Raw genomic sequence first — 18128 nt, 5'->3', positions numbered from 1 at the left:
AGCGCATTCCCGCGCGGCCGGGCGCCCTTTTGCAACGGGCCAGCACCGCTCCCAGCCCCGCAAACTGCGGCTTTTGCTGCAATTTGGCAACGTCTTTACAGATTGACAGAAACACCCCGCTGGCATATATTCCTCCCACTTGATCGGGAGAGGGCAACCCAGCGTTGCCGCCGAAGGGGCACTACCCAAAAACTCTCAGGCAAAAGGACCGATCAGGCGGACTGAAGTTGTTGCTTTGGCGACATCTTTAGCTCAACTCTGGAGAGCGGCCGCGGCTATTGCCGGCGGCCCACCGAAGGGGCGCACGGGGCAATCCCCCGTAATCTCTCAGGTACAAAGGACAGGGGGGTCAGTGATCACGCTGGAAAGCCGTGTTTGGCTATTCTATGTTTTGTTAACTCCCCTATTACCTTCGTCCCGAGGAATCCATGACGCTCAAAGCGACCCCACTCAACAACGCCCACCGTGCCCTCGGCGCCCGCATGGTCGATTTCGGCGGCTGGGACATGCCTGTCAACTACGGCTCGCAAATCGAAGAACACAACGCCGTGCGCGGCGATGCCGGCATGTTCGACGTGTCCCATATGTGCGTGGTCGATATCGAGGGCCCGAACGTGCGTGCCTTCCTGCGCGGCTTGCTGGCCAATAACGTCGACAAGCTGCAAGTGTCGGGCAAGGCCCTGTACTCGTGCATGCTGAATGCCGAAGGTACCGTCATCGATGACCTGATCGTCTACTTCTTCAACGAAAACTGGTTCCGCCTCGTCGTCAACGCGGGCACGGCTGAAAAAGACGTGGCCTGGATGCAGCAGCAAAATACCAGCACCAACAGCGGCCTGACGATCACGCAGCGCCGCGACGGCAATGACGCCATGGCCCTGGTGGCCGTGCAAGGCCCGAACGCGCGCGCCAAGGTGTGGCAAGTGCTGCCGCAAACGCAAGCCGCGTCCGAAGCCATCAAGCCCTTCAACGTCGTCATCGTCAAGGACACGCCATTTGGCGAAGTCATGCTGGCGCGCACCGGCTACACGGGCGAAGACGGTTTTGAAATCGGCGTGGCCGCCACCCAGGTGGAAGCGCTGTGGAACGCCTTGGCAGCGGCGGGCGTCAAGCCGGCCGGCCTCGGTGCGCGCGACACCTTGCGCCTGGAAGCGGGCATGAATCTGTACGGCCAGGACATGGACGAAACCGTCAACCCGCTCGACGCGGGCCTGGCGTGGACGATCGATCTGGTCAGCGAGCGTGACTTCGTCGGCAAGGCCGCCCTGCTGGCCAAAGGCCAGAACGCGCAATTCGTCGGTCTGATCCTGCGCGAAAAAGGCGGCGTGCTGCGCGCCCATCAAAAAGTCATCATCGCCGGTAACGAGCAAACAGGCGAAATCACCAGCGGCACCTTCAGCCCGACGATGCAGGAAGCAATCGCCCTCGCGCGCGTGCCCAACGGCGTAGCTGTAGGCGACACCGTGCACGTGGAAATCCGCGGCAAGCAGCTGGCCGCCTCGGTAGTCAAGCTGCCTTTCGTGCGTAACGGTAAAATCCTGGCTGCGTAAGCGATGAGAGCCGCCCGCAAGACCGAACAACCATAATCAATAACGAACATTTACCATCTGGAGCCACACATGAACATTCCTGCAGACCTGAAGTACACCGCTTCCCACGAATGGGTACGCCTGGAAGCCGACGGCACGATCACCGTCGGCATCACCGAGTACGCGCAGGACGCGCTGGGCGACATCGTCTTCGTCGAATTGCCTGACGTCGGCGCCACCTTCACCGCCGGCGACGACGCCGCCGTGGTGGAATCGGTCAAGGCAGCGAGCGACATCTATGCGCCGCTGTCGGGCGAAGTTGTGGCAGTCAACGACGACGTGGTCAACGCGCCTGAATCGATCAACGCCGACGCCTACGCCAACTGGCTGTTCAAGATCAAGCCAGCCGACGTGTCGGCCCTGGACGGCTTGCTCGATGCTGCCGCCTATGGCGCCACCACCAGCGCGTAATCGCGTTTGACTCACGGGCCGCGTTTGCGGCCCGTTTGCATTTGATTTTGTAGCTATGCCCCGGCGCCGCGCCCGCGCGCCGCATCCCGGTTTTTCAGTCTTTTTTGGCCTCTATATCATGACCCGCACCAGCCTGACCCAACTCGAAGCACGCGATGCCTTCATCGCCCGCCACATCGGCCCTTCCGCCACCGAACAGCAAGCCATGCTGGCGACCCTCGGCTATCCATCGCGCGCCGCGCTGATCGATGCGCTGGTACCAGCCAACATCCGCAACAAGGGCGCCCTGCCCCTGGGTGCGTACTCGCAGCCGATGCCGGAACAGGAAGCCCTGTCGCGCCTGAAAGCCATCGCCGGCAAGAACCAGGTACTGAAATCCCTGATCGGCCAGGGCTACTACAACACGTTTACGCCTGGCGTCGTGTTGCGCAACATCTTTGAAAACCCGGCCTGGTACACGGCGTACACGCCTTACCAGCCAGAGATTTCGCAAGGCCGCCTGGAAGCGATTTTGAACTTCCAGCAAGTGATCACGGACCTGACCGGCATGGGCATCTCGAACGCCTCGATGCTGGACGAAGGCACGGCCGCCGCCGAAGCGATGACCCTGATCCAGCGCGTGGGCAAGTCGAAGTCGAACGTGCTGTACGTCGCCAACGACGTGCTGCCGCAAACCCTGGAAGTGGTGCAAACGCGCGCCCAGCCGATCGGCATCGAAGTACGTACGTTCGACCCGGCTGAAATCGAGTCGCTGGACGCCTGCTTCGGCGTGCTGCTGCAATACCCTGGCGTGAACGGTGTCGTGCGCGACTACCGCGCCGGCGTGGAAAAACTGCACGCGAATGGCGCCATGGTCATCGTCGCGGCCGACCTGCTGGCCCTGACCATGCTCACGCCACCGGGCGAATGGGGCGCCGACGTCGTCGTCGGCAACAGCCAGCGCTTCGGCGTGCCGCTCGGTTTCGGCGGCCCGCACGCGGGCTATCTGTCCACGCGCGATGAATTCAAGCGCAATATGTCGGGCCGCCTGGTGGGCGTGACCGTCGATGCGCAAGGCAACAAGGCCTATCGTCTGGCCCTGCAAACGCGCGAACAGCATATCCGCCGCGAAAAAGCGACGTCCAACATCTGCACGGCGCAAGTGCTGCTGGCCGTGATGGCCTCGATGTACGCGGTCTACCATGGCCCTGCGGGCCTGCTGCAGATCGCCCAGCGCGTGCACCGTTACACGGGCGTGCTGGCCGCCAACCTGAAGACCCTCGGCTATGGCGTCGTCAACGCGAGCTACTTCGACACCCTGACCATCAACGTCGCCGATGCGGCGCAGCTGCACGCGACGGCCATGCACCACGGCGTCAACCTGCGCAAGATCGACAACACCCATGTCGGCGTGTCGCTCGACGAAACCACCACGCGCGACGATATCGCGCTGCTGTGGAAGGTGTTCGCGCACGGCCTGGCCAACGCGCCTGCCGCCCCGGACCTGGACGCCGTTGAAGCAACTGTGACCAGCGCGCTGCCGGCCAACTTGGCGCGCGAAAGCGCCTACCTGACCCACCCGGTCTTCAACAGCTACCATTCGGAACACGAAATGCTGCGCTACCTGCGCAGCCTGGCCGACAAGGACCTGGCGCTGGACCGCACCATGATCCCGCTCGGTTCGTGCACCATGAAGCTGAACGCGACGAGCGAAATGATTCCCGTCACCTGGCCAGAGTTCTCGAACATCCACCCGTTCGCGCCGGACGCGCAAACGGTGGGCTACCGCGAAATGATCGCGCAGCTGGAAGAAATGCTGTGCGCGCTGACGGGCTACGCGGCAGTCTCGCTGCAGCCGAACGCCGGCTCGCAGGGCGAATACGCGGGCCTGCTGGTGATCAAGGCCTACCACGAATCGCGCGGCGAAGGCCACCGCAACATCTGTCTGATTCCATCGTCGGCGCACGGCACCAACCCCGCATCGGCCAACATGGTCGGCATGCAGGTCGTCGTCACCAGCTGCGACGCCAACGGCAACGTGGACCTGGCCGACCTGAAAGCGAAAGCGGAAAAGCACAGCGCCAACCTGGCTTGCGTGATGGTCACCTACCCATCGACCCACGGCGTGTTTGAAGAAGGCATCCAGGAACTGTGCGAGATCATCCACTCGCACGGCGGCCAGGTCTACATCGACGGCGCCAACATGAACGCGCTGGTCGGCGTGGCCGCTCCCGGCTCGTTCGGCGGCGACGTGTCGCACCTGAACCTGCACAAGACCTTCTGCATCCCGCACGGCGGTGGCGGACCAGGCGTCGGCCCGATCGGTGTCGGCGCCCACCTGGCGAAGTTCCTGCCGAACCAGCGTTCGTCGGGCTACCAGCGCGATGCCGCCGGCATCGGCGCCGTCAGCGCCGCGCCATTCGGCTCGGCCAGCATCCTGCCGATTTCGTGGATGTACATCGCCATGATGGGCGCGGAAGGCTTGACGGCGGCGACCGAGACGGCGATCCTGGCGGCGAACTACATCGCGCGCCGCCTGGCGCCGCACTACCCCGTGCTGTACTCGGGCCACGACGGCCTGGTCGCGCACGAGTGCATCCTGGACCTGCGCCCGATCACGGACGCCACCGGCATCAGCAACGAAGACGTGGCCAAGCGCCTGATGGACTTCGGTTTCCATGCGCCGACCATGAGCTTCCCCGTGCCGGGCACCCTGATGATCGAGCCGACGGAAAGCGAATCGAAAGTGGAGATCGACCGCTTCATCGACGCCATGATCGCCATCCGCGCGGAAATCGCCAAGGTCGCCAGCGGTGAATTCGACCACGACGACAACCCCTTGAAAAACGCGCCGCACACGGCGCAAGTCTTGATGTCGGACAGCTGGGAGCGCAAGTACAGCCGTGAAATCGCGGCCTATCCTGTCGCTTCCCTGCGCCAGCGCAAATACTGGCCACCGGTCGGCCGCGCCGACAACGTGTACGGCGACCGCAACCTGTTCTGCGGCTGCGCACCGATCAGTTCGTACGAAGAAGAGTAAGCGCCACGCGCCCGCTTAGGCGGGCGTGCCAGCGATAGAAAGGCAGGCCGCGCGGCCTGCTTTTTTTTAAGCTATGTCACCGTCAGGTGTGGGAATGCGCCTAAAGTTGCTTTCAATAATGTTTCCGGTGAGCGGATGCGCCTGGCGTCGAGTATCCAGCGCCATCCCAGGTAGTTCGGCAGGTAGCGCGTAGCCACGCCATGAAACGGCCGTAGCCAATCCCGCAAGCGGCTGTGATAGGCGTTGACGTTCTGCACGTGGGCGGCGCCCCGCACGCGGATGCCGGCACGCAAGTTGACGGCTTGGTGGCTGATCCCCGCTTCACTGGCGAAGGCGCGGTAGGCGGCATGACCATCGGTGACCAGCAAGACATCCTTGTCGATGAAGGGCAACAAACAATGGTGCAGCTGCGCCTTGGTCAGCGCTCCTTTTCCTGTGACGAAATCGAGGGTCTGTCCCGTGCGATCGCGCGCCACCAGGATGCAGACCTGTTCGTTCGATATGCCGCGTTTATGGGCATGGCCGCCCCGGCGGCGGGGCGGACGCGTCATCTGCCGCGCTCCCTTTTCCGATTCCAGTACATACAGTTCGTCCGCTTCGGCAATGCCATGCAGGCCATGCGGCCGGTCCGTCTTGGCCAGCGATAAAAACCGGTGGCGCCAGCGAAACGTGGTGTTGCGGTGTACGCCCAGCTGTAACGCCGCCTTGCGCACGGAATCCGATGCCAGCAGACAATCGGCGTAATCGAGCCACAGCGATTTATGGCGCAAGCGCGCCAGCGGCGTGCCGGTGAGCGCATTGAAGGTGCGCCCGCAGGGCACGCAGCGGTAGCGCTGTAAGCCGTGCGCATGGCCATGCCGGTGCAGGTGAGGCGAGTGGCAGGCGGGACAGACCAATCGCGGCTGCGCCACACTTTCCAGCAGCGCGACGGTCGCGTCGTGTGGCGCGTTGCCACGCAGCAGGGCAATGCCTGCCTGCCGCTGGCGTCGGTTCAACTGCGCAAACTGCGCAATCAAGGTGATCCATTCGGCTCGCCGCATGATTTGCTCCTGTAGGTAAGTATGCAGAGTCAGACAGCACGGCCAAGGGAAGATTCCGGCATTTCCCCTATTTGCCGATGACAGAGCCTTTTTTTATCGTAGGTCGGATTAGGTGGGGCCGCCGGGGCCCGAAGGGCCGTAATCCGACAACATGGTTGGCGTATATGGTGACGTCGGATTACGCTCCGCTAATCCGACTTATGCGATCGGCAACGCCAGCAAGGCCGCGCCCGGCAGCCCCAGCACCGCACCCAGTACCGCCAAACACACGACATCGCGCCGCTCGCAGCGGGCGCGGTGCGAACTCCAGGCGGCAAACAGCAGCGCCACGGCCACGCCGCTGAGCGAGATTCCCACTTCCGTCATGCCAGTTCTCCCGCCATTGCCGCTTCTTTCATCGCTCTCACCCTTTTCATTGATTGAACAAGCTACCTACCGGTAGGCAGTAAGTGTACAATAAAAAACACGGCGGCGTCCACGCCCCGTTTTTTTTGACGATAAAAGGAATCGCAATGCAGCAGCAAACCACTGTTCCCGCCGCCGGTCTCGGGCTGGCGGCTTCCCTGGCTCTCGTGGCCGTGCTTGGTCCGGCAGGCATCGACATGTACCTGGCCTCGATGCCGGCCATGGCGCGCGAGCTGCACACCTCGTATGCGAACGTGCAGCTGAGCCTGACGGTCTTCCTGCTGGCCCTGGGCGGCGGGCAACTGCTGTGCGGGCCGCTCACCGACATGCTGGGCCGGCGCCGTCCGCTCTTGGCCGGTATCGCCGTCTACATCGTGGCGGCCGTGTGGGCGTCGCAGGCGGATCAATTGAGCACCCTGCTGCTGGCGCGCACCTTGCAGGGCCTGGGCGCGGCGCTGACCCTGGTCGTGGTGATGAGCATGGTGCGCGACGTGGCCGATGGGGTCAAGGCGGCGCAGCTGTTTGCCCTGTTGATGACCATCGTGGGCCTGGCGCCCGTGCTGGCGCCCGCCGTCGGTGGTTTGCTCGACGCGCACCACGGCTGGCGCGCCGTGATGCTGGCGCTGGCCGCGCTGGGCGCCTTGACCCTGCTCAACAGCGCGCTGTTCCTGCCGGAAACCTTGCCGCCTGCGCGCCGCGTTTCGCCACGCGGCCTGCACCGCACGTATGCGCGCATCGCGCTGGACCGCGCCTTCCTGCTGCCCGCGCTGGCCCTGTCCGCCACTTTCTTTTTCCTGTTCGCGTATATCGGCGGCGCGTCGCTCGTGTACCAGCGCGATTTCGGCCTGTCCGCCAGCAGTTTCGGCCTCGTGTTCGGCGCGACGGGCGTGGCCGTGCTGCTGGGGGCCATGGCCAGCGGCCGGATGGTGGAAAAGCACGGCGTGGCGCGCCTGAGCGTGGCGGGTGCTTGCGCCATGCTGGGCGGCGCGGCACTGGCCCTGCTCGGCGCCTGGGCGGGAGCAGGCATCGCCGCCGTCGTGCCGGGCATGTTCATGGCCCTGTTTGGCCTGGGCATCGCGGAAGCGGCCCTGATGGCCATGGCCATGGGTTCGCAACAGCGTGCGCTCGGCTCCACGGCCGCCCTGCTGGGCGCCATCCAGATGACCTTGTCGTCGCTGGCCACGCCGCTGGCGGCCAGCCTGTCCGAATGGGGGCCATTGCCCTGGCTGCTGTTCTTGACCGCGGCTGGCCTGCTGGTATCATGGCTGACCCTGGCCACTGCGCGCGTCCATCCGGCACACGCCACCGGTCTGGGAGCGCACTGACGCTTCACTCAACCACTACCCTCATATGAAGAAACGCTCGGCCTCGGCCGATAACATCTGCGCCGTCGCCGTCGTCCATTTTTCCGAACACGGCTACGACGCCTCGTCGCTGAGCGACATCGCCGGGCAGGCGGGCATGCGCAAGGCTTCGCTGTATTCGCACTTCGCTGGCAAGGATGCCCTGTTTCTCGACGTCTTTGCCGACGCCCTGGCCGAAGAGCAAGCGTTCATGGACGCCTGCTTCGCCGACGAGGCGGCGCTGACGGCGCCCGGCGGCCAGCTGGCCGGCGCCCTGTACTGCGACCGCATGGCGCAGCGCTACGCCGATTCCGCCCACCTGCGCTTTTTGCTGCGCACGGCGTATTTGCCACCCGCGCCCTTGCGCATCGAAGTCGGCACGGGCTACGAAGCCTTGCTGGCGCAATTGCAGCAGCATTACGTGACCAGCCTGGGCCGCATGGCGCCCGCCCTGGCGCCGCAGCGCATCGAGCTGTATGCGCAAGCCTACCTGGGCATCGTCGACAGCCTGCACGTGGAACTGATCTATGCAGGCGGCGCCGCGCTGCAGCAGCGCCATGCAGCGCTGTGGCACATCCTGTCCGATTCGCTGGCAATGGCGCAAACGGCTACGCCTTCCTCATGACATCCTTCATTTCCTTCCTGCACACGTCTCCCGTGCATGTGGCCAGCTTCGCACGCCTTCTCGACACGCAGGCGCCAGGCATGGTCGCCGAACACCATGTAGATGAAGCGTTGCTGGCGGCGGCGCAGCAAGCCGGCGCCGACGAGGCCGCGCTGGAACGGCGCATCCAAGCCGCCATGGCGGCTGCAGCTGCCAACGGGGCGGCAGTCGTGGTCTGCACGTGCTCCACCATCGGAGCCGCCGCCGAACGCACGCCGACCGGCGGACGCTACACCGCCATGCGCATCGACCGCGCCATGGCCGATGCCGCCGTGCTGGCAGGCCCGCGCATCCTGGTCGTGGCGGCCCTGGCCAGCACGCTGGCGCCCACCACGCGCCTGTTGCAGGAATCGGCTGCCGCGCTGGACAGGCCTATCCAACTGCAGTCGCTGCTGGCCGAAGGCGCGTGGACGCACTTCCAGGCGGGTCATCACGCAGCATACATCGGCGCCGTCGCCGGCTGCATAACAGCCACACTGGCAACCGCACCGGCAACCGATGTGATCGTGCTGGCACAGGCGTCGATGGCGCCGGCGGCACCGGCACTGCAGGAACTGGGCGTGCCGGTACTGTCGAGTCCATCGCTCGGTGTCACGCGGGCGCTCGCGCAATTGCAGGCACCTTGACGTCAACATTACACTTTGGAAACCTAAGATTTCTTCAGTTGACACCCTGGCAGCCCATCCATAAGATGCCCTCATTATTCATTTACGGAGTCCCACGTGGGTACTTGTTCTAGTGACAGTAGCCGATCTTGTATCGGCGATTGCCTCGGCAGCTAAACAGCAAGCAACGCGGAATTCCCTTTCCTCCGTGCCTTGCTGAGCAAGGTGCGGTGTCTCGCGCGGCCAGTCCGGCTGCGCGCCTCTCCCCCCTCTTTCCGATCGAGACCGGCTACTGACCCGGATTGCCCGCCAGCGTCATGCTTTGTCATGCGCGTTGGCGGCACGCAAGTCTTGCCTGCGGCTGCGCCGCCCGTCAACACCTCGCCGTGAAAGGAAGAGCCATGAATCTCTTCACCCGCTTATTCGAATCGTTCCTGCGCAAGCGCCATACGGCCGGCCATTTCCGCCGCCGCGCCATGCCGCTGGAAAACAGCACGGCCCGCCCCGTGCCCGACCACCTGGCGCGCCAGCTGCTGGCCGCCGCCCATGAAGACCTGGACAGCGCCCTGAACCGCCTGCACACGCGCCTGGAAGGCTTGCGCGATGCCGAGGCGCAAGTCATCGGCGCACAAACGGGACCGAACGAGGTCGAACATGAAAAACCGCTGGCCTGGTACCAGCACTTGTGGCTGTGCTACAAGAATCCGTTCAACCTGCTGCTCACCGTGCTGGCCGTCGTGTCCTACCTGACGGAAGACCCGAAGGCGACCATCGTCATCGGCACCATGGTGATTTTATCGACCCTGCTGCGCTTCGTGCAGGAAGGCCGCTCGAACCGCGCCGCCGAGCGCCTGAAAGCCATGGTCAGCAATACGGCCACCGTGCTGCGCAATGGTCAGCAAAGCGAGCTGCCGATCCGCCAGCTGGTGCAGGGCGACATCATCGTGCTGTCGGCCGGCGACATGATCCCCGCGGATTGCCGTTTGCTGTCCGCCAAAGACCTGTTCGTCAGCCAGGCCGCCATGACGGGCGAATCCTTGCCCGTGGAAAAGATGGCCGATCTGGCCGACAGCGCGGGCCGCGACCCGATGGACCTGGCCAACTTGCTGTTCATGGGCACGAACGTGATCTCGGGCGCGGCCACGGCGCTGGTCTTGGCGACCGGCAACCGCACCTATTTCGGCACCATCGCCACGAGAGTGACGGCCACCGAGCGCACGCCGACGGCGTTTGAAGCGGGCGTCAACAGCGTCAGCTGGCTCTTGATCCGCTTCGCGCTCGTGATGGCGCCGCTCGTGTTCCTCATCAATGGCTGGACCAAGGGCGACTGGATGGAAGCGTTTTTGTTCGCCCTGTCCGTGGCCGTGGGCCTGACGCCGGAAATGCTGCCCATGATCGTCACCAGCACCCTGGCCAAGGGCGCCGTGAAACTGTCGAAAAAGAAAGTCGTCGTGAAGCGCCTCGATGCGATCCAGAACTTCGGCGCCATGGACGTGCTGTGCACGGACAAGACGGGCACCTTGACGCAAGACAAGATCGTGCTCGAGCGCCACACGGACGTGTTCGGCCAGCCTTCCGATGAGGTGCTGCAATTCGCCTACCTGAACAGCCACTACCAGACGGGCCTGAAAAACCTGCTCGACCGCGCCGTGCTCGACCATGTGGAATTGCAGACGGAAATGCAGCTGGCGCGCGATTACGTCAAGGTCGATGAAATCCCGTTCGATTTCGTGCGCCGCCGCATGTCCGTCGTCGTCTCCGAACGCGACGACCACCATGAACTGATCTGCAAGGGCGCCGTCGAGGAAATCCTTGCCGCCTGCAGCCATCTGCGCCTCGGTGGCGTGAGCATTCCGCTCGATCCTGCCCTGCTGGACAAGGTGCTGGAAACCACGCATGGCCTCAATGCGGAAGGCTTGCGCGTCGTGGCAGTGGCCGTCAAGGAAGTGCCGCCGCACAAAACCGTGTATGGCGTGGCCGATGAAACGGCGCTGACCCTGATCGGCTATGTGGCATTTCTGGACCCGCCAAAGGAATCGACGGCGCCCGCCCTGCGCGCGCTGGCGGAACACGGCGTGACCGTGAAAGTCTTGACGGGCGACAACCACCTCGTGACGGCGAAGATTTGCCGCGAAGTGGGCCTGGCCGTGCATGGCGTGCTGCAAGGCCCGCAGCTCGACGACATGGACGACGCCACTTTGGCCCGCGCGGCCGAAGACAATACCGTGTTTGCCAAGCTCAGCCCCCTGCACAAGGAGCGCCTCGTGCGCGCCCTGCGCGGCAATGGCCATATCGTCGGCTTCATGGGCGACGGCATCAACGACGCGCCCGCCCTGCGCGCGGCCGACATCGGCATTTCCGTCGATTCGGCCGTCGATATCGCCAAGGAAGCGGCCGACATCATCCTGCTGGAAAAAAGCCTGATGGTGCTGGAAGAAGGCGTGCTGGAAGGCCGGCGCACCTTCAGCAACATGCTCAAGTACATCCGCATGACGGCCAGCTCGAACTTCGGCAATGTGTTTTCCGTGCTGGTGGCCAGCGCCTTTTTACCGTTTTTGCCCATGCTGCCGCTGCACTTGCTGGTGCAAAACTTGCTGTATGACGTGTCGCAGATCGCCATCCCCTTCGACAATGTCGATGCCGAACTGATCCAGCAGCCTTTGACTTGGAACCCGCGCGATATCGGCCGCTTCATGGTCTTCTTCGGGCCCATCAGCTCAATCTTCGACATCAGCACGTTTATCCTGATGTGGCATGTGTTTGGCGCGAATACGCCCGAGCAGCAAACGCTGTTCCAGTCCGGCTGGTTCGTCGTGGGCCTCTTGACGCAAACCCTGATCGTGCACCTGATCCGCACGCCCAAGCTGCCGTTCATCGACAGCATCGCTTCCGTCCCCCTGCTGGTTGCCACCACCGCCATCATGGCCGTGGGCGTGTTCCTGCCGATGGGACCGCTGGCGAGCTACTTCAAGCTGCAAGCCTTGCCATTGGAATATTTCCCATGGCTACTGGGCATCCTCGTCTGCTACACGGTGCTGACAACGTTCATGAAGCGCGTGTATCTGCGCAAATTCGGCTGGCAATAGTATGATGGGCCGCTCTTTCTCCTACAAAAGGCACGCATGAGCGGCTCCTCCCTTTCCAAACGTCATCTCGCCCTGCTGCTGTCGGCCCTCGTCTTCCCCGGCAGCGGGCATTTTGTCTTGCAACGCAAGGCGCGCGGCTGTCTCTTCCTCGTGCCGGCCCTGGTCGCGCTCGTGCTCGTAGTGCGCCAGATCATGGCACGTTTGGACCAGGTAATGGCACAGATCGACAGCGGCGCCTTGCCCCTCGACGTGCAGCTGATCGTGGAAAAAGTCGATGCGCTGTCCGCTAATGACGGGCCCGCCATGACGGTGGCCGTTGGTGTGCTGGTGGCGTGCTGGGTAGGCAGTCTCATCGACACCTTCCTGATCAAGCCATGACGGTGGAGGCGCAGGCGCGCAAAGCACGCAAGGAAGCCAGGATGCAGGCGCGCCGCGCCCAGCTGGCGCTCAGCCGCCAGGACCACGGCGGCCCGCTGGCCTGGCGCGGCTGGTTCGACGGTTCCGCCCACCCGAATCCGGGCAAACTGGGCATAGGCGCACTGCTGCTGGGGCCGAATGGCGAGCGCATCGAAGTGAGCGAGTCGGCCGGCCATGGCAGCAGCAGCGACGCGGAATATGCGGCCCTGACGGCCGTGCTGCAAGCGGCACTCAAGGTGCGCCCGCCGCCCGTGCAACTGCTGCTGTTCGGCGACAGCCAGGTGGTGATCAATGACGTGCTGGGAACGACGCCGGCCGGCGCCAAGGGACTGGAAACGCAGAGGGCCACCGTGGTGGCCTTGCTGGAACAATTCAATGAGGTCAGCTTGCGCTGGCTGCCGCGCCACAGGAATGGCGAGGCGGACCGGCTGTCGCAGCTGGCGATCGCAAGCTTCACCCCAGAGGCTTAAATACCGGGGTCGTATCCTCAGGGTACGACCCCAGCCGTTACTGGGTAAGCAACTTAAGCGGCGCGGCCGATCCGCAATGCTTCTTGCGGCGCCTTGGCTGCCGGGCGCTTGGCACCCTTCAAGCCGCTGACACTGGCCTGCTGGCCATTGAGTTTAAAGACGCTGACGACTTGCGCCAGGTTGTGCGCCTGGTGCTGCATCGATTCGGCGGCGGCCGCCGACTCTTCCACCAGCGCCGCATTTTGCTGCGTGACGGCATCCATCTGGCCGATGGCCCGGTTGATCTCGTCGATGCCCACGCTTTGCTCGCTGCTGGCGGCCGTGATTTCCGTGATGATGTCGCTCACGCGCTGCACGCTGTCGACGATGTCGTTCATGGTCGAACCGGCTTGCGCCACCAGCATGCTGCCCGCATTGACTTGCTCCACGGAGGCGCCGATCAGGGTCTTGATCTCTTTCGCCGCCGACGCCGAGCGCTGCGCCAGGTTGCGCACTTCCGACGCCACGACGGCAAAGCCGCGGCCCTGCTCGCCGGCGCGCGCCGCTTCCACGGCCGCGTTCAAGGCCAGAATATTCGTCTGGAAAGCGATGCCGTCGATGACGGAAATGATGTCGACGATCTTGTTCGACGAGGCATTGATCGATTCCATCGTGCCCACCACCTGCGCCACGACTTCGCCGCCCTTGACGGCCACTTGCGCCGCCGACGCCGCCAACTGGTTCGCCTGGCGCGCATTGTCCGCATTCTGTTTCACGGTGCTGGTCAGCTCTTCCATCGACGACGCCGTTTCTTCCAAGGAACCTGCCTGCTCTTCCGTGCGGGAAGACAGGTCCTGGTTGCCGGCGGCGATTTGCGTCGACGACGTCGCGATGCTGTCCGTGCCCGTACGCACTTCGCTGACGATGTTGAGCAGGCTCGTGTTCATGTCCTTCAACGCTTGCAGCAATTGCCCGGTTTCATCCTTGGCGCTGGCGTCGATCTGCGCCGTCAAGTCGCCAGCGGCCACCTTGCGGGCAATCTCCACGGCCGTGCGCAGGGGGCGCACGATGCCCATCGTCAACAACCAGGCGCACACGACGCCAAAGCCCAGCGCCAGCACGGCCAGGGTCAGCAGCAAGTTGCGGCTCGTCTTGGCGACCTCGTCGATCTCGCGCGCCGTCTTGTCGATGCTGGCGCGCTGGTGCTGCAGCATGTCGTTGACCACTTTCAGGTATTTCGTCGAACCGGGCACGAAGATCCCACTGAAAGCTTGCTCCGCTTCCGCTTCCTGCCCATCCGCCTTCAGCTTCGACACTTGCGCGCGCGAATCGAGGTAGACCTTGCGCTGTTCGCTCACCAGGCGGAACAGTTCCTTTTCTTCCGGGCTGGAAATCAAGGCTTCGATCTTCTTTTGCAATTCGCCCGAGACTACCGACGATTGCTTGGCCTCTTCCGCAAAATACGCGCCCAAGCTCGTGTCGCTGCTGCGCGCGATGGCCGTGGTGCGGCGCACGCCGCTGTCGATTTTCGCGTACCAGTCGGAAATATAGCGTTCCTTCGTCAGCGGCAATTCCATCATGGAACGCGTGGCCGTGGCCACATCATGCAAGCGCCACACGCTGATGCCCGTGATGAGCATGGAAAACAGCAAGATCACGGCAAAACCCAGGCCGAGGCGCACACCAATACTGACGTTTCTTAACAAATTCATGTGAATATCCTAAAAAAGCGGAACCAGACTATATAAAAGGGGAACAGCAGAAAGCGGCTGCACGGGACAGCCGCGGCCACATCAGCGTGTGCCGATGCGCAAGGCGGTTTGCGGCGCTGCCGGGCGTTTCAGCGCCTGCTGGCCATTGAGTTTAAAGACGCTCACCACGTGCGCCAGGTTGTGCGCCTGGTGCTGCATCGATTCGGCGGCGGCGGCCGACTCTTCCACCAGCGCCGCATTTTGCTGCGTGACGGCATCCATCTGGCCGATGGCCCGGTTGATCTCGTCGATGCCCACGCTTTGCTCGCTGCTGGCGGCCGTGATTTCCGTGATGATGTCGCTCACGCGCTGCACGCTGTCGACGATGTCGTTCATGGTCGAACCGGCTTGCGCCACCAGCATGCTGCCCGCATTGACTTGCTCCACGGAGGCGCCGATCAGGGTCTTGATCTCTTTCGCCGCCGACGCCGAGCGCTGCGCCAGGTTGCGCACTTCCGACGCGACGACGGCAAAGCCGCGGCCCTGCTCGCCCGCGCGTGCCGCTTCCACGGCCGCGTTCAAGGCCAGAATATTCGTCTGGAAAGCGATGCCATCGATGACACTGATAATGTCGACGATCTTGTTCGACGAGGCATTGATCGATTCCATCGTCCCCACCACCTGCGCCACGACTTCGCCGCCCTTGACGGCCACTTGCGCCGCCGAAGCCGCCAACTGGTTCGCCTGGCGCGCATTGTCCGCATTCTGTTTCACGGTGCTGGTCAGCTCTTCCATCGACGACGCCGTTTCTTCCAGGGAACCTGCCTGCTCTTCCGTGCGGGAAGACAGGTCCTGGTTGCCGGCGGCGATTTGCGTCGACGAGGTCGCGATGCTGTCCGTGCCCGTACGCACTTCGCTGACGATGTTGAGCAGGCTCGTGTTCATGTCCTTCAACGCTTGCAGCAATTGCCCAGTTTCATCCTTGGCGCTGGCGTCGATTTGCGCCGTCAAGTCGCCATCGGCCACCTTGCGGGCAATCTCCACGGCCGTGCGCAGGGGGCGCACGATGCCCATCGTCAACAACCAGGCGCACACGACGCCAAAGCCCAGCGCCAGCACGGCCAGGGTCAGCAGCAAGTTGCGGCTGGTAGTGGCGACGGCGTCGATCTCGCGCGCCGTCTTGTCGATGCTGGCGCGCTGGTGTTCCAGCAAGTCCAGCACCATCTTCTGGTACTTGGCGGCGGCCGGCACGAAGGTCTTTTCAAACACTTCATTGGCGGCGTCGACCTGCGCTTCGCCCTTCAGCTTGTAGACCTGGTCGCGCGAACTGATGTACACCTTGCGCTGTTCCAGCAAGCCCGCGAACATGGCTTTTTCGGCGGGCAAATCGATCAGTGCCTCGATCTTCTTTTGCAGTTCGGCCGAGCTGGACGACGAGACTTTCGATTCTTCGGCGAAATAGCCGCTGAGCGAAGTATCGCTGCTGCGGGCAATGGCGATGGTGCGGCGCACGGCGCTGTCGATGCGGCCATACCAGTCGGAAATATAGCGCTCCTTGGCCAGCGGCTGCTCCATCATGACGCGCGTGGCGCTGGCCACGTCGTGCAGGCGCCAGACGCTGATGCCCGTAATGAGCATGGAAAACAGCAAAATCCCGGCAAAACCGAGTCCGAGGCGGACACCGATGCTGACGTTGCGTAATACATTCATGTGACTATCCTAAAAAGCCCTGATGCCAACGCGCCGAATGGCTGGCGGCATCCGTTTGGAGCGCTGAGTGGCTGCGGTATCAAAGCGGGCATGAAAAGTGAAACCAAAGTGAAACTGGCGCACGGTTCGATTGAACCGTGCGCCAGGAAAGGCGCTAGGGTGCGCCCTGCAGAAAAAGCAAACAATGCTTGGGGTCAATTGTTTCTAAAAAACCCTCTCAACACTAGGGTGTCAGGAAATGTTCAGGGCAAGGCGCGTTGCCGAAGACAGTACGAATGTACGGCGAGGCAATGCAACGCCGTCCTGGACTTTTCCTGGCGGCCTAGGCTGCCAATTTTTCGATGAGGCCCATGTCGGCGCTGGACATCAGCTGGTCGATATCAACCAGTATCAGCATGCGCTCGTCAATGGTCCCAAGGCCGATCACGTATTCCGTGTTGATCGAACGGCCCATGTCCGGCGCCGGCTTGATCTGTTCCGGCATCAGGGTGGTGACATCGGAGACGCGGTCGACGACCATGCCGACGACGCGGTTGCCGATGTTGAGGATGATGACGACGGTGAACTGATCATAACTGGGCGTGCCCAGGTTGAACTTGATGCGCATGTCGACGATCGGCACGATGATGCCGCGCAGATTGACCACGCCCTTGACGAACTCGGGGGCGTTGGCGATACGGGTCGGCGTTTCATAGCTGCGGATTTCGCTGACTTTCTGGATGTCGATGCCATATTCTTCCTGGCCCAGGGTAAAGGCCAGGTATTCGGCAGCCTTGGCAACGGTTGCGCCAGTATCGCTGGAATTGGTGTTCATGATGATCCTTTAGAAATGTCGCAGGGCGCGCCTGTCACCGGCCTTGGACGCCCATATGGAATTTATTAAATAATGCACTGAAATTGCAATACAGCAATGTTACCGCATGTAAATTTTCGGTGCACTAAAAAAGAGCATCGTTCTTTCCGCTGGATAGCGATTACCTGACTTTGTCGCAAAAGCATCACGCCCGCACGCCAGCCCTTATTGTGCCGCGTTCTCCCCGCCTGCCTCGTTCGACGGCAGGTTGAACGTCACCGTGTACACAAAATCCATGGTGCATGGCACGCCTCCGCACACACCCGGCTTGTAGCGCTGCTTGATGGCGGCAGCGGCGGCAAAGTTCGCCATCTTGTCGTCCGGCGACTCGAAGATGGACACTTCCTTGCCTTCCCCCTTGCTGTTCACCTGCACCGCCAGCACCAGCTTGCCCCGCACTTGCAAGATGCGCTGCGCCGCATATACCTCGCGCAAGAACGGTGCCAGCCCCTTGAGCGGATAGGGAGGCTCGTCCGTCGCGGGCATGCCCTCGTACTGGTCCCGTACGGCAAGCTTCTGCTCATCACTCAGTTGCGCATAGCTGTAATTCAAGGGAATAGCGGCTTTCACACCCTTGTGTTTAATGACAGTGCCCGTTTGCGCCATATCCTCCGTCAAGGTATAGCGGGGAGCTTCCTGGGCCCGGGCGGCTGTGTGACCGCAGGCAACTAACAAACCGAATATCAGCCAATGGCGGCGCATGGGTATCCTTTGCAAGGTGGACTAATTATTTTTGAAAATATCTGATAGGCAATAAAACAGCAAGGCGCGCATTCTGCTCAGGAGTAAACAAAAAAGCAAGTACTTTAAAGCAATGAATGCCTGCGTAGACGCGTTTTATGCCAC

At 62.8% G+C, this 18128-nt stretch carries 15 protein-coding genes and 2 riboswitches; of the genes, 9 read left to right on the top strand and 6 right to left on the bottom strand.

The window, feature by feature from the left end:
• Window positions 1-134 precede the first annotated feature (134 nt).
• Window positions 135-221: riboswitch (glycine riboswitch) on the top strand.
• A gap of 27 nt (window positions 222-248) precedes the next feature.
• A riboswitch (glycine riboswitch) is annotated at window positions 249-354 on the top strand.
• 74 nt (window positions 355-428) lie between these two features.
• From gcvT to gcvP, 3 genes are all read left to right on the top strand, one after another.
• Window positions 429-1550: a glycine cleavage system aminomethyltransferase GcvT gene (gene gcvT / locus IGS55_RS00735; protein ID WP_230516607.1), complete on the top strand. Its 1122-nt coding sequence runs from the start codon at window positions 429-431 to the stop codon at window positions 1548-1550.
• 69 nt (window positions 1551-1619) lie between these two features.
• The gene (gene gcvH, locus IGS55_RS00730; RefSeq protein WP_034752282.1) at window positions 1620-2000 is read left to right on the top strand and encodes a glycine cleavage system protein GcvH; all 381 of its coding nucleotides are present in this window, start codon (window positions 1620-1622) and stop codon (window positions 1998-2000) included.
• A 118-nt stretch (window positions 2001-2118) separates the two neighbouring features.
• Window positions 2119-5019, top strand: a complete 2901-nt coding sequence (gene gcvP / locus IGS55_RS00725) for an aminomethyl-transferring glycine dehydrogenase (RefSeq protein ID WP_230516608.1) — start codon at window positions 2119-2121, stop codon at window positions 5017-5019.
• 71 nt (window positions 5020-5090) lie between these two features.
• Here the strand turns inward: gcvP and IGS55_RS00720 are convergent, their stop codons facing one another.
• Both IGS55_RS00720 and IGS55_RS00715 read right to left on the bottom strand, forming a co-directional pair.
• Complete coding sequence (locus tag IGS55_RS00720; RefSeq protein ID WP_230537127.1) at window positions 5091-6059, bottom strand: IS1595 family transposase; 969 nt, start codon at window positions 6057-6059, stop codon at window positions 5091-5093.
• A gap of 198 nt (window positions 6060-6257) precedes the next feature.
• On the bottom strand, window positions 6258-6425 hold the full coding sequence (locus tag IGS55_RS00715; protein ID WP_230518632.1) for a hypothetical protein: 168 nt from the start codon (window positions 6423-6425) through the stop codon (window positions 6258-6260).
• A gap of 146 nt (window positions 6426-6571) precedes the next feature.
• Here IGS55_RS00715 and IGS55_RS00710 point away from each other — a divergent pair, with 146 nt between their 5' ends.
• The 6 genes from IGS55_RS00710 to IGS55_RS00685 all read left to right on the top strand — a co-directional run bounded on the left by IGS55_RS00710 (window position 6572) and on the right by IGS55_RS00685 (window position 13049).
• Window positions 6572-7789, top strand: a complete 1218-nt coding sequence (locus tag IGS55_RS00710) for a Bcr/CflA family efflux MFS transporter (RefSeq protein ID WP_230518633.1) — start codon at window positions 6572-6574, stop codon at window positions 7787-7789.
• Window positions 7790-7814: 25 nt separating this feature from the next.
• The gene (locus IGS55_RS00705) at window positions 7815-8432 is read left to right on the top strand and encodes a TetR/AcrR family transcriptional regulator (protein ID WP_230518634.1); all 618 of its coding nucleotides are present in this window, start codon (window positions 7815-7817) and stop codon (window positions 8430-8432) included.
• Window positions 8429-9097, top strand: coding sequence for an Asp/Glu/hydantoin racemase (locus IGS55_RS00700; protein ID WP_230518635.1), 669 nt, complete (start codon window positions 8429-8431; stop codon window positions 9095-9097). Before IGS55_RS00705 ends, IGS55_RS00700 begins: the two co-directional genes overlap by 4 nt.
• A 380-nt stretch (window positions 9098-9477) precedes the next feature.
• Window positions 9478-12162 (top strand): magnesium-translocating P-type ATPase, encoded by a 2685-nt coding sequence (gene mgtA, locus IGS55_RS00695; RefSeq protein WP_230518636.1) that lies wholly within the window; start codon window positions 9478-9480, stop codon window positions 12160-12162.
• A 36-nt stretch (window positions 12163-12198) separates the two neighbouring features.
• Entirely contained in the window at window positions 12199-12540 is a 342-nt protein-coding gene (locus tag IGS55_RS00690; RefSeq protein WP_230518637.1) for a hypothetical protein, read from the top strand.
• Window positions 12537-13049: a ribonuclease HI family protein gene (locus tag IGS55_RS00685; RefSeq protein ID WP_230518638.1), complete on the top strand. Its 513-nt coding sequence runs from the start codon at window positions 12537-12539 to the stop codon at window positions 13047-13049. Before IGS55_RS00690 ends, IGS55_RS00685 begins: the two co-directional genes overlap by 4 nt.
• Window positions 13050-13102: 53 nt before the next feature.
• Here the strand turns inward: IGS55_RS00685 and IGS55_RS00680 are convergent, their stop codons facing one another.
• From IGS55_RS00680 to IGS55_RS00665, 4 genes are all read right to left on the bottom strand, one after another.
• Window positions 13103-14740: a methyl-accepting chemotaxis protein gene (locus IGS55_RS00680; protein ID WP_230537125.1), complete on the bottom strand. Its 1638-nt coding sequence runs from the start codon at window positions 14738-14740 to the stop codon at window positions 13103-13105.
• A gap of 81 nt (window positions 14741-14821) precedes the next feature.
• A complete protein-coding gene (locus IGS55_RS00675; RefSeq protein ID WP_230537123.1) occupies window positions 14822-16429 on the bottom strand; it encodes a methyl-accepting chemotaxis protein in 1608 nt (535 codons plus the stop codon).
• 322 nt (window positions 16430-16751) lie between these two features.
• On the bottom strand, window positions 16752-17243 hold the full coding sequence (locus IGS55_RS00670; protein WP_034752308.1) for a chemotaxis protein CheW: 492 nt from the start codon (window positions 17241-17243) through the stop codon (window positions 16752-16754).
• A gap of 204 nt (window positions 17244-17447) precedes the next feature.
• Window positions 17448-17852: an energy transducer TonB gene (locus IGS55_RS00665; protein WP_230518640.1), complete on the bottom strand. Its 405-nt coding sequence runs from the start codon at window positions 17850-17852 to the stop codon at window positions 17448-17450.
• Window positions 17853-18128: the final 276 nt, after the last annotated feature.

The sequence above is a fragment of the Janthinobacterium sp. EB271-G4-3-2 genome (genome assembly GCF_020858035.1).
GTDB lineage: Bacteria > Pseudomonadota > Gammaproteobacteria > Burkholderiales > Burkholderiaceae_D > Janthinobacterium > Janthinobacterium aestuarii.
Note: the sequence above shows the minus strand (reverse complement) of the source record. Positions and strands in the feature narration are given on the sequence as shown.

What these genes read in the sequence shown, in the direction of transcription:
- gcvT (WP_230516607.1), top strand. Translation starts at nt 429, where the DNA reads ATGACGCTCAAAGCGACCCCACTCAACAACGCCCACCGTGCCCTCGGC.
- gcvH (WP_034752282.1), top strand. Translation starts at nt 1,620, where the DNA reads ATGAACATTCCTGCAGACCTGAAGTACACCGCTTCCCACGAATGGGTA.
- gcvP (WP_230516608.1), top strand. Translation starts at nt 2,119, where the DNA reads ATGACCCGCACCAGCCTGACCCAACTCGAAGCACGCGATGCCTTCATC.
- IGS55_RS00720 (WP_230537127.1), bottom strand. Translation starts at nt 6,059, where the DNA reads ATGCGGCGAGCCGAATGGATCACCTTGATTGCGCAGTTTGCGCAGTTG.
- IGS55_RS00715 (WP_230518632.1), bottom strand. Translation starts at nt 6,425, where the DNA reads ATGACGGAAGTGGGAATCTCGCTCAGCGGCGTGGCCGTGGCGCTGCTG.
- IGS55_RS00710 (WP_230518633.1), top strand. Translation starts at nt 6,572, where the DNA reads ATGCAGCAGCAAACCACTGTTCCCGCCGCCGGTCTCGGGCTGGCGGCT.
- IGS55_RS00705 (WP_230518634.1), top strand. Translation starts at nt 7,815, where the DNA reads ATGAAGAAACGCTCGGCCTCGGCCGATAACATCTGCGCCGTCGCCGTC.
- IGS55_RS00700 (WP_230518635.1), top strand. Translation starts at nt 8,429, where the DNA reads ATGACATCCTTCATTTCCTTCCTGCACACGTCTCCCGTGCATGTGGCC.
- mgtA (WP_230518636.1), top strand. Translation starts at nt 9,478, where the DNA reads ATGAATCTCTTCACCCGCTTATTCGAATCGTTCCTGCGCAAGCGCCAT.
- IGS55_RS00690 (WP_230518637.1), top strand. Translation starts at nt 12,199, where the DNA reads ATGAGCGGCTCCTCCCTTTCCAAACGTCATCTCGCCCTGCTGCTGTCG.
- IGS55_RS00685 (WP_230518638.1), top strand. Translation starts at nt 12,537, where the DNA reads ATGACGGTGGAGGCGCAGGCGCGCAAAGCACGCAAGGAAGCCAGGATG.
- IGS55_RS00680 (WP_230537125.1), bottom strand. Translation starts at nt 14,740, where the DNA reads ATGAATTTGTTAAGAAACGTCAGTATTGGTGTGCGCCTCGGCCTGGGT.
- IGS55_RS00675 (WP_230537123.1), bottom strand. Translation starts at nt 16,429, where the DNA reads ATGAATGTATTACGCAACGTCAGCATCGGTGTCCGCCTCGGACTCGGT.
- IGS55_RS00670 (WP_034752308.1), bottom strand. Translation starts at nt 17,243, where the DNA reads ATGAACACCAATTCCAGCGATACTGGCGCAACCGTTGCCAAGGCTGCC.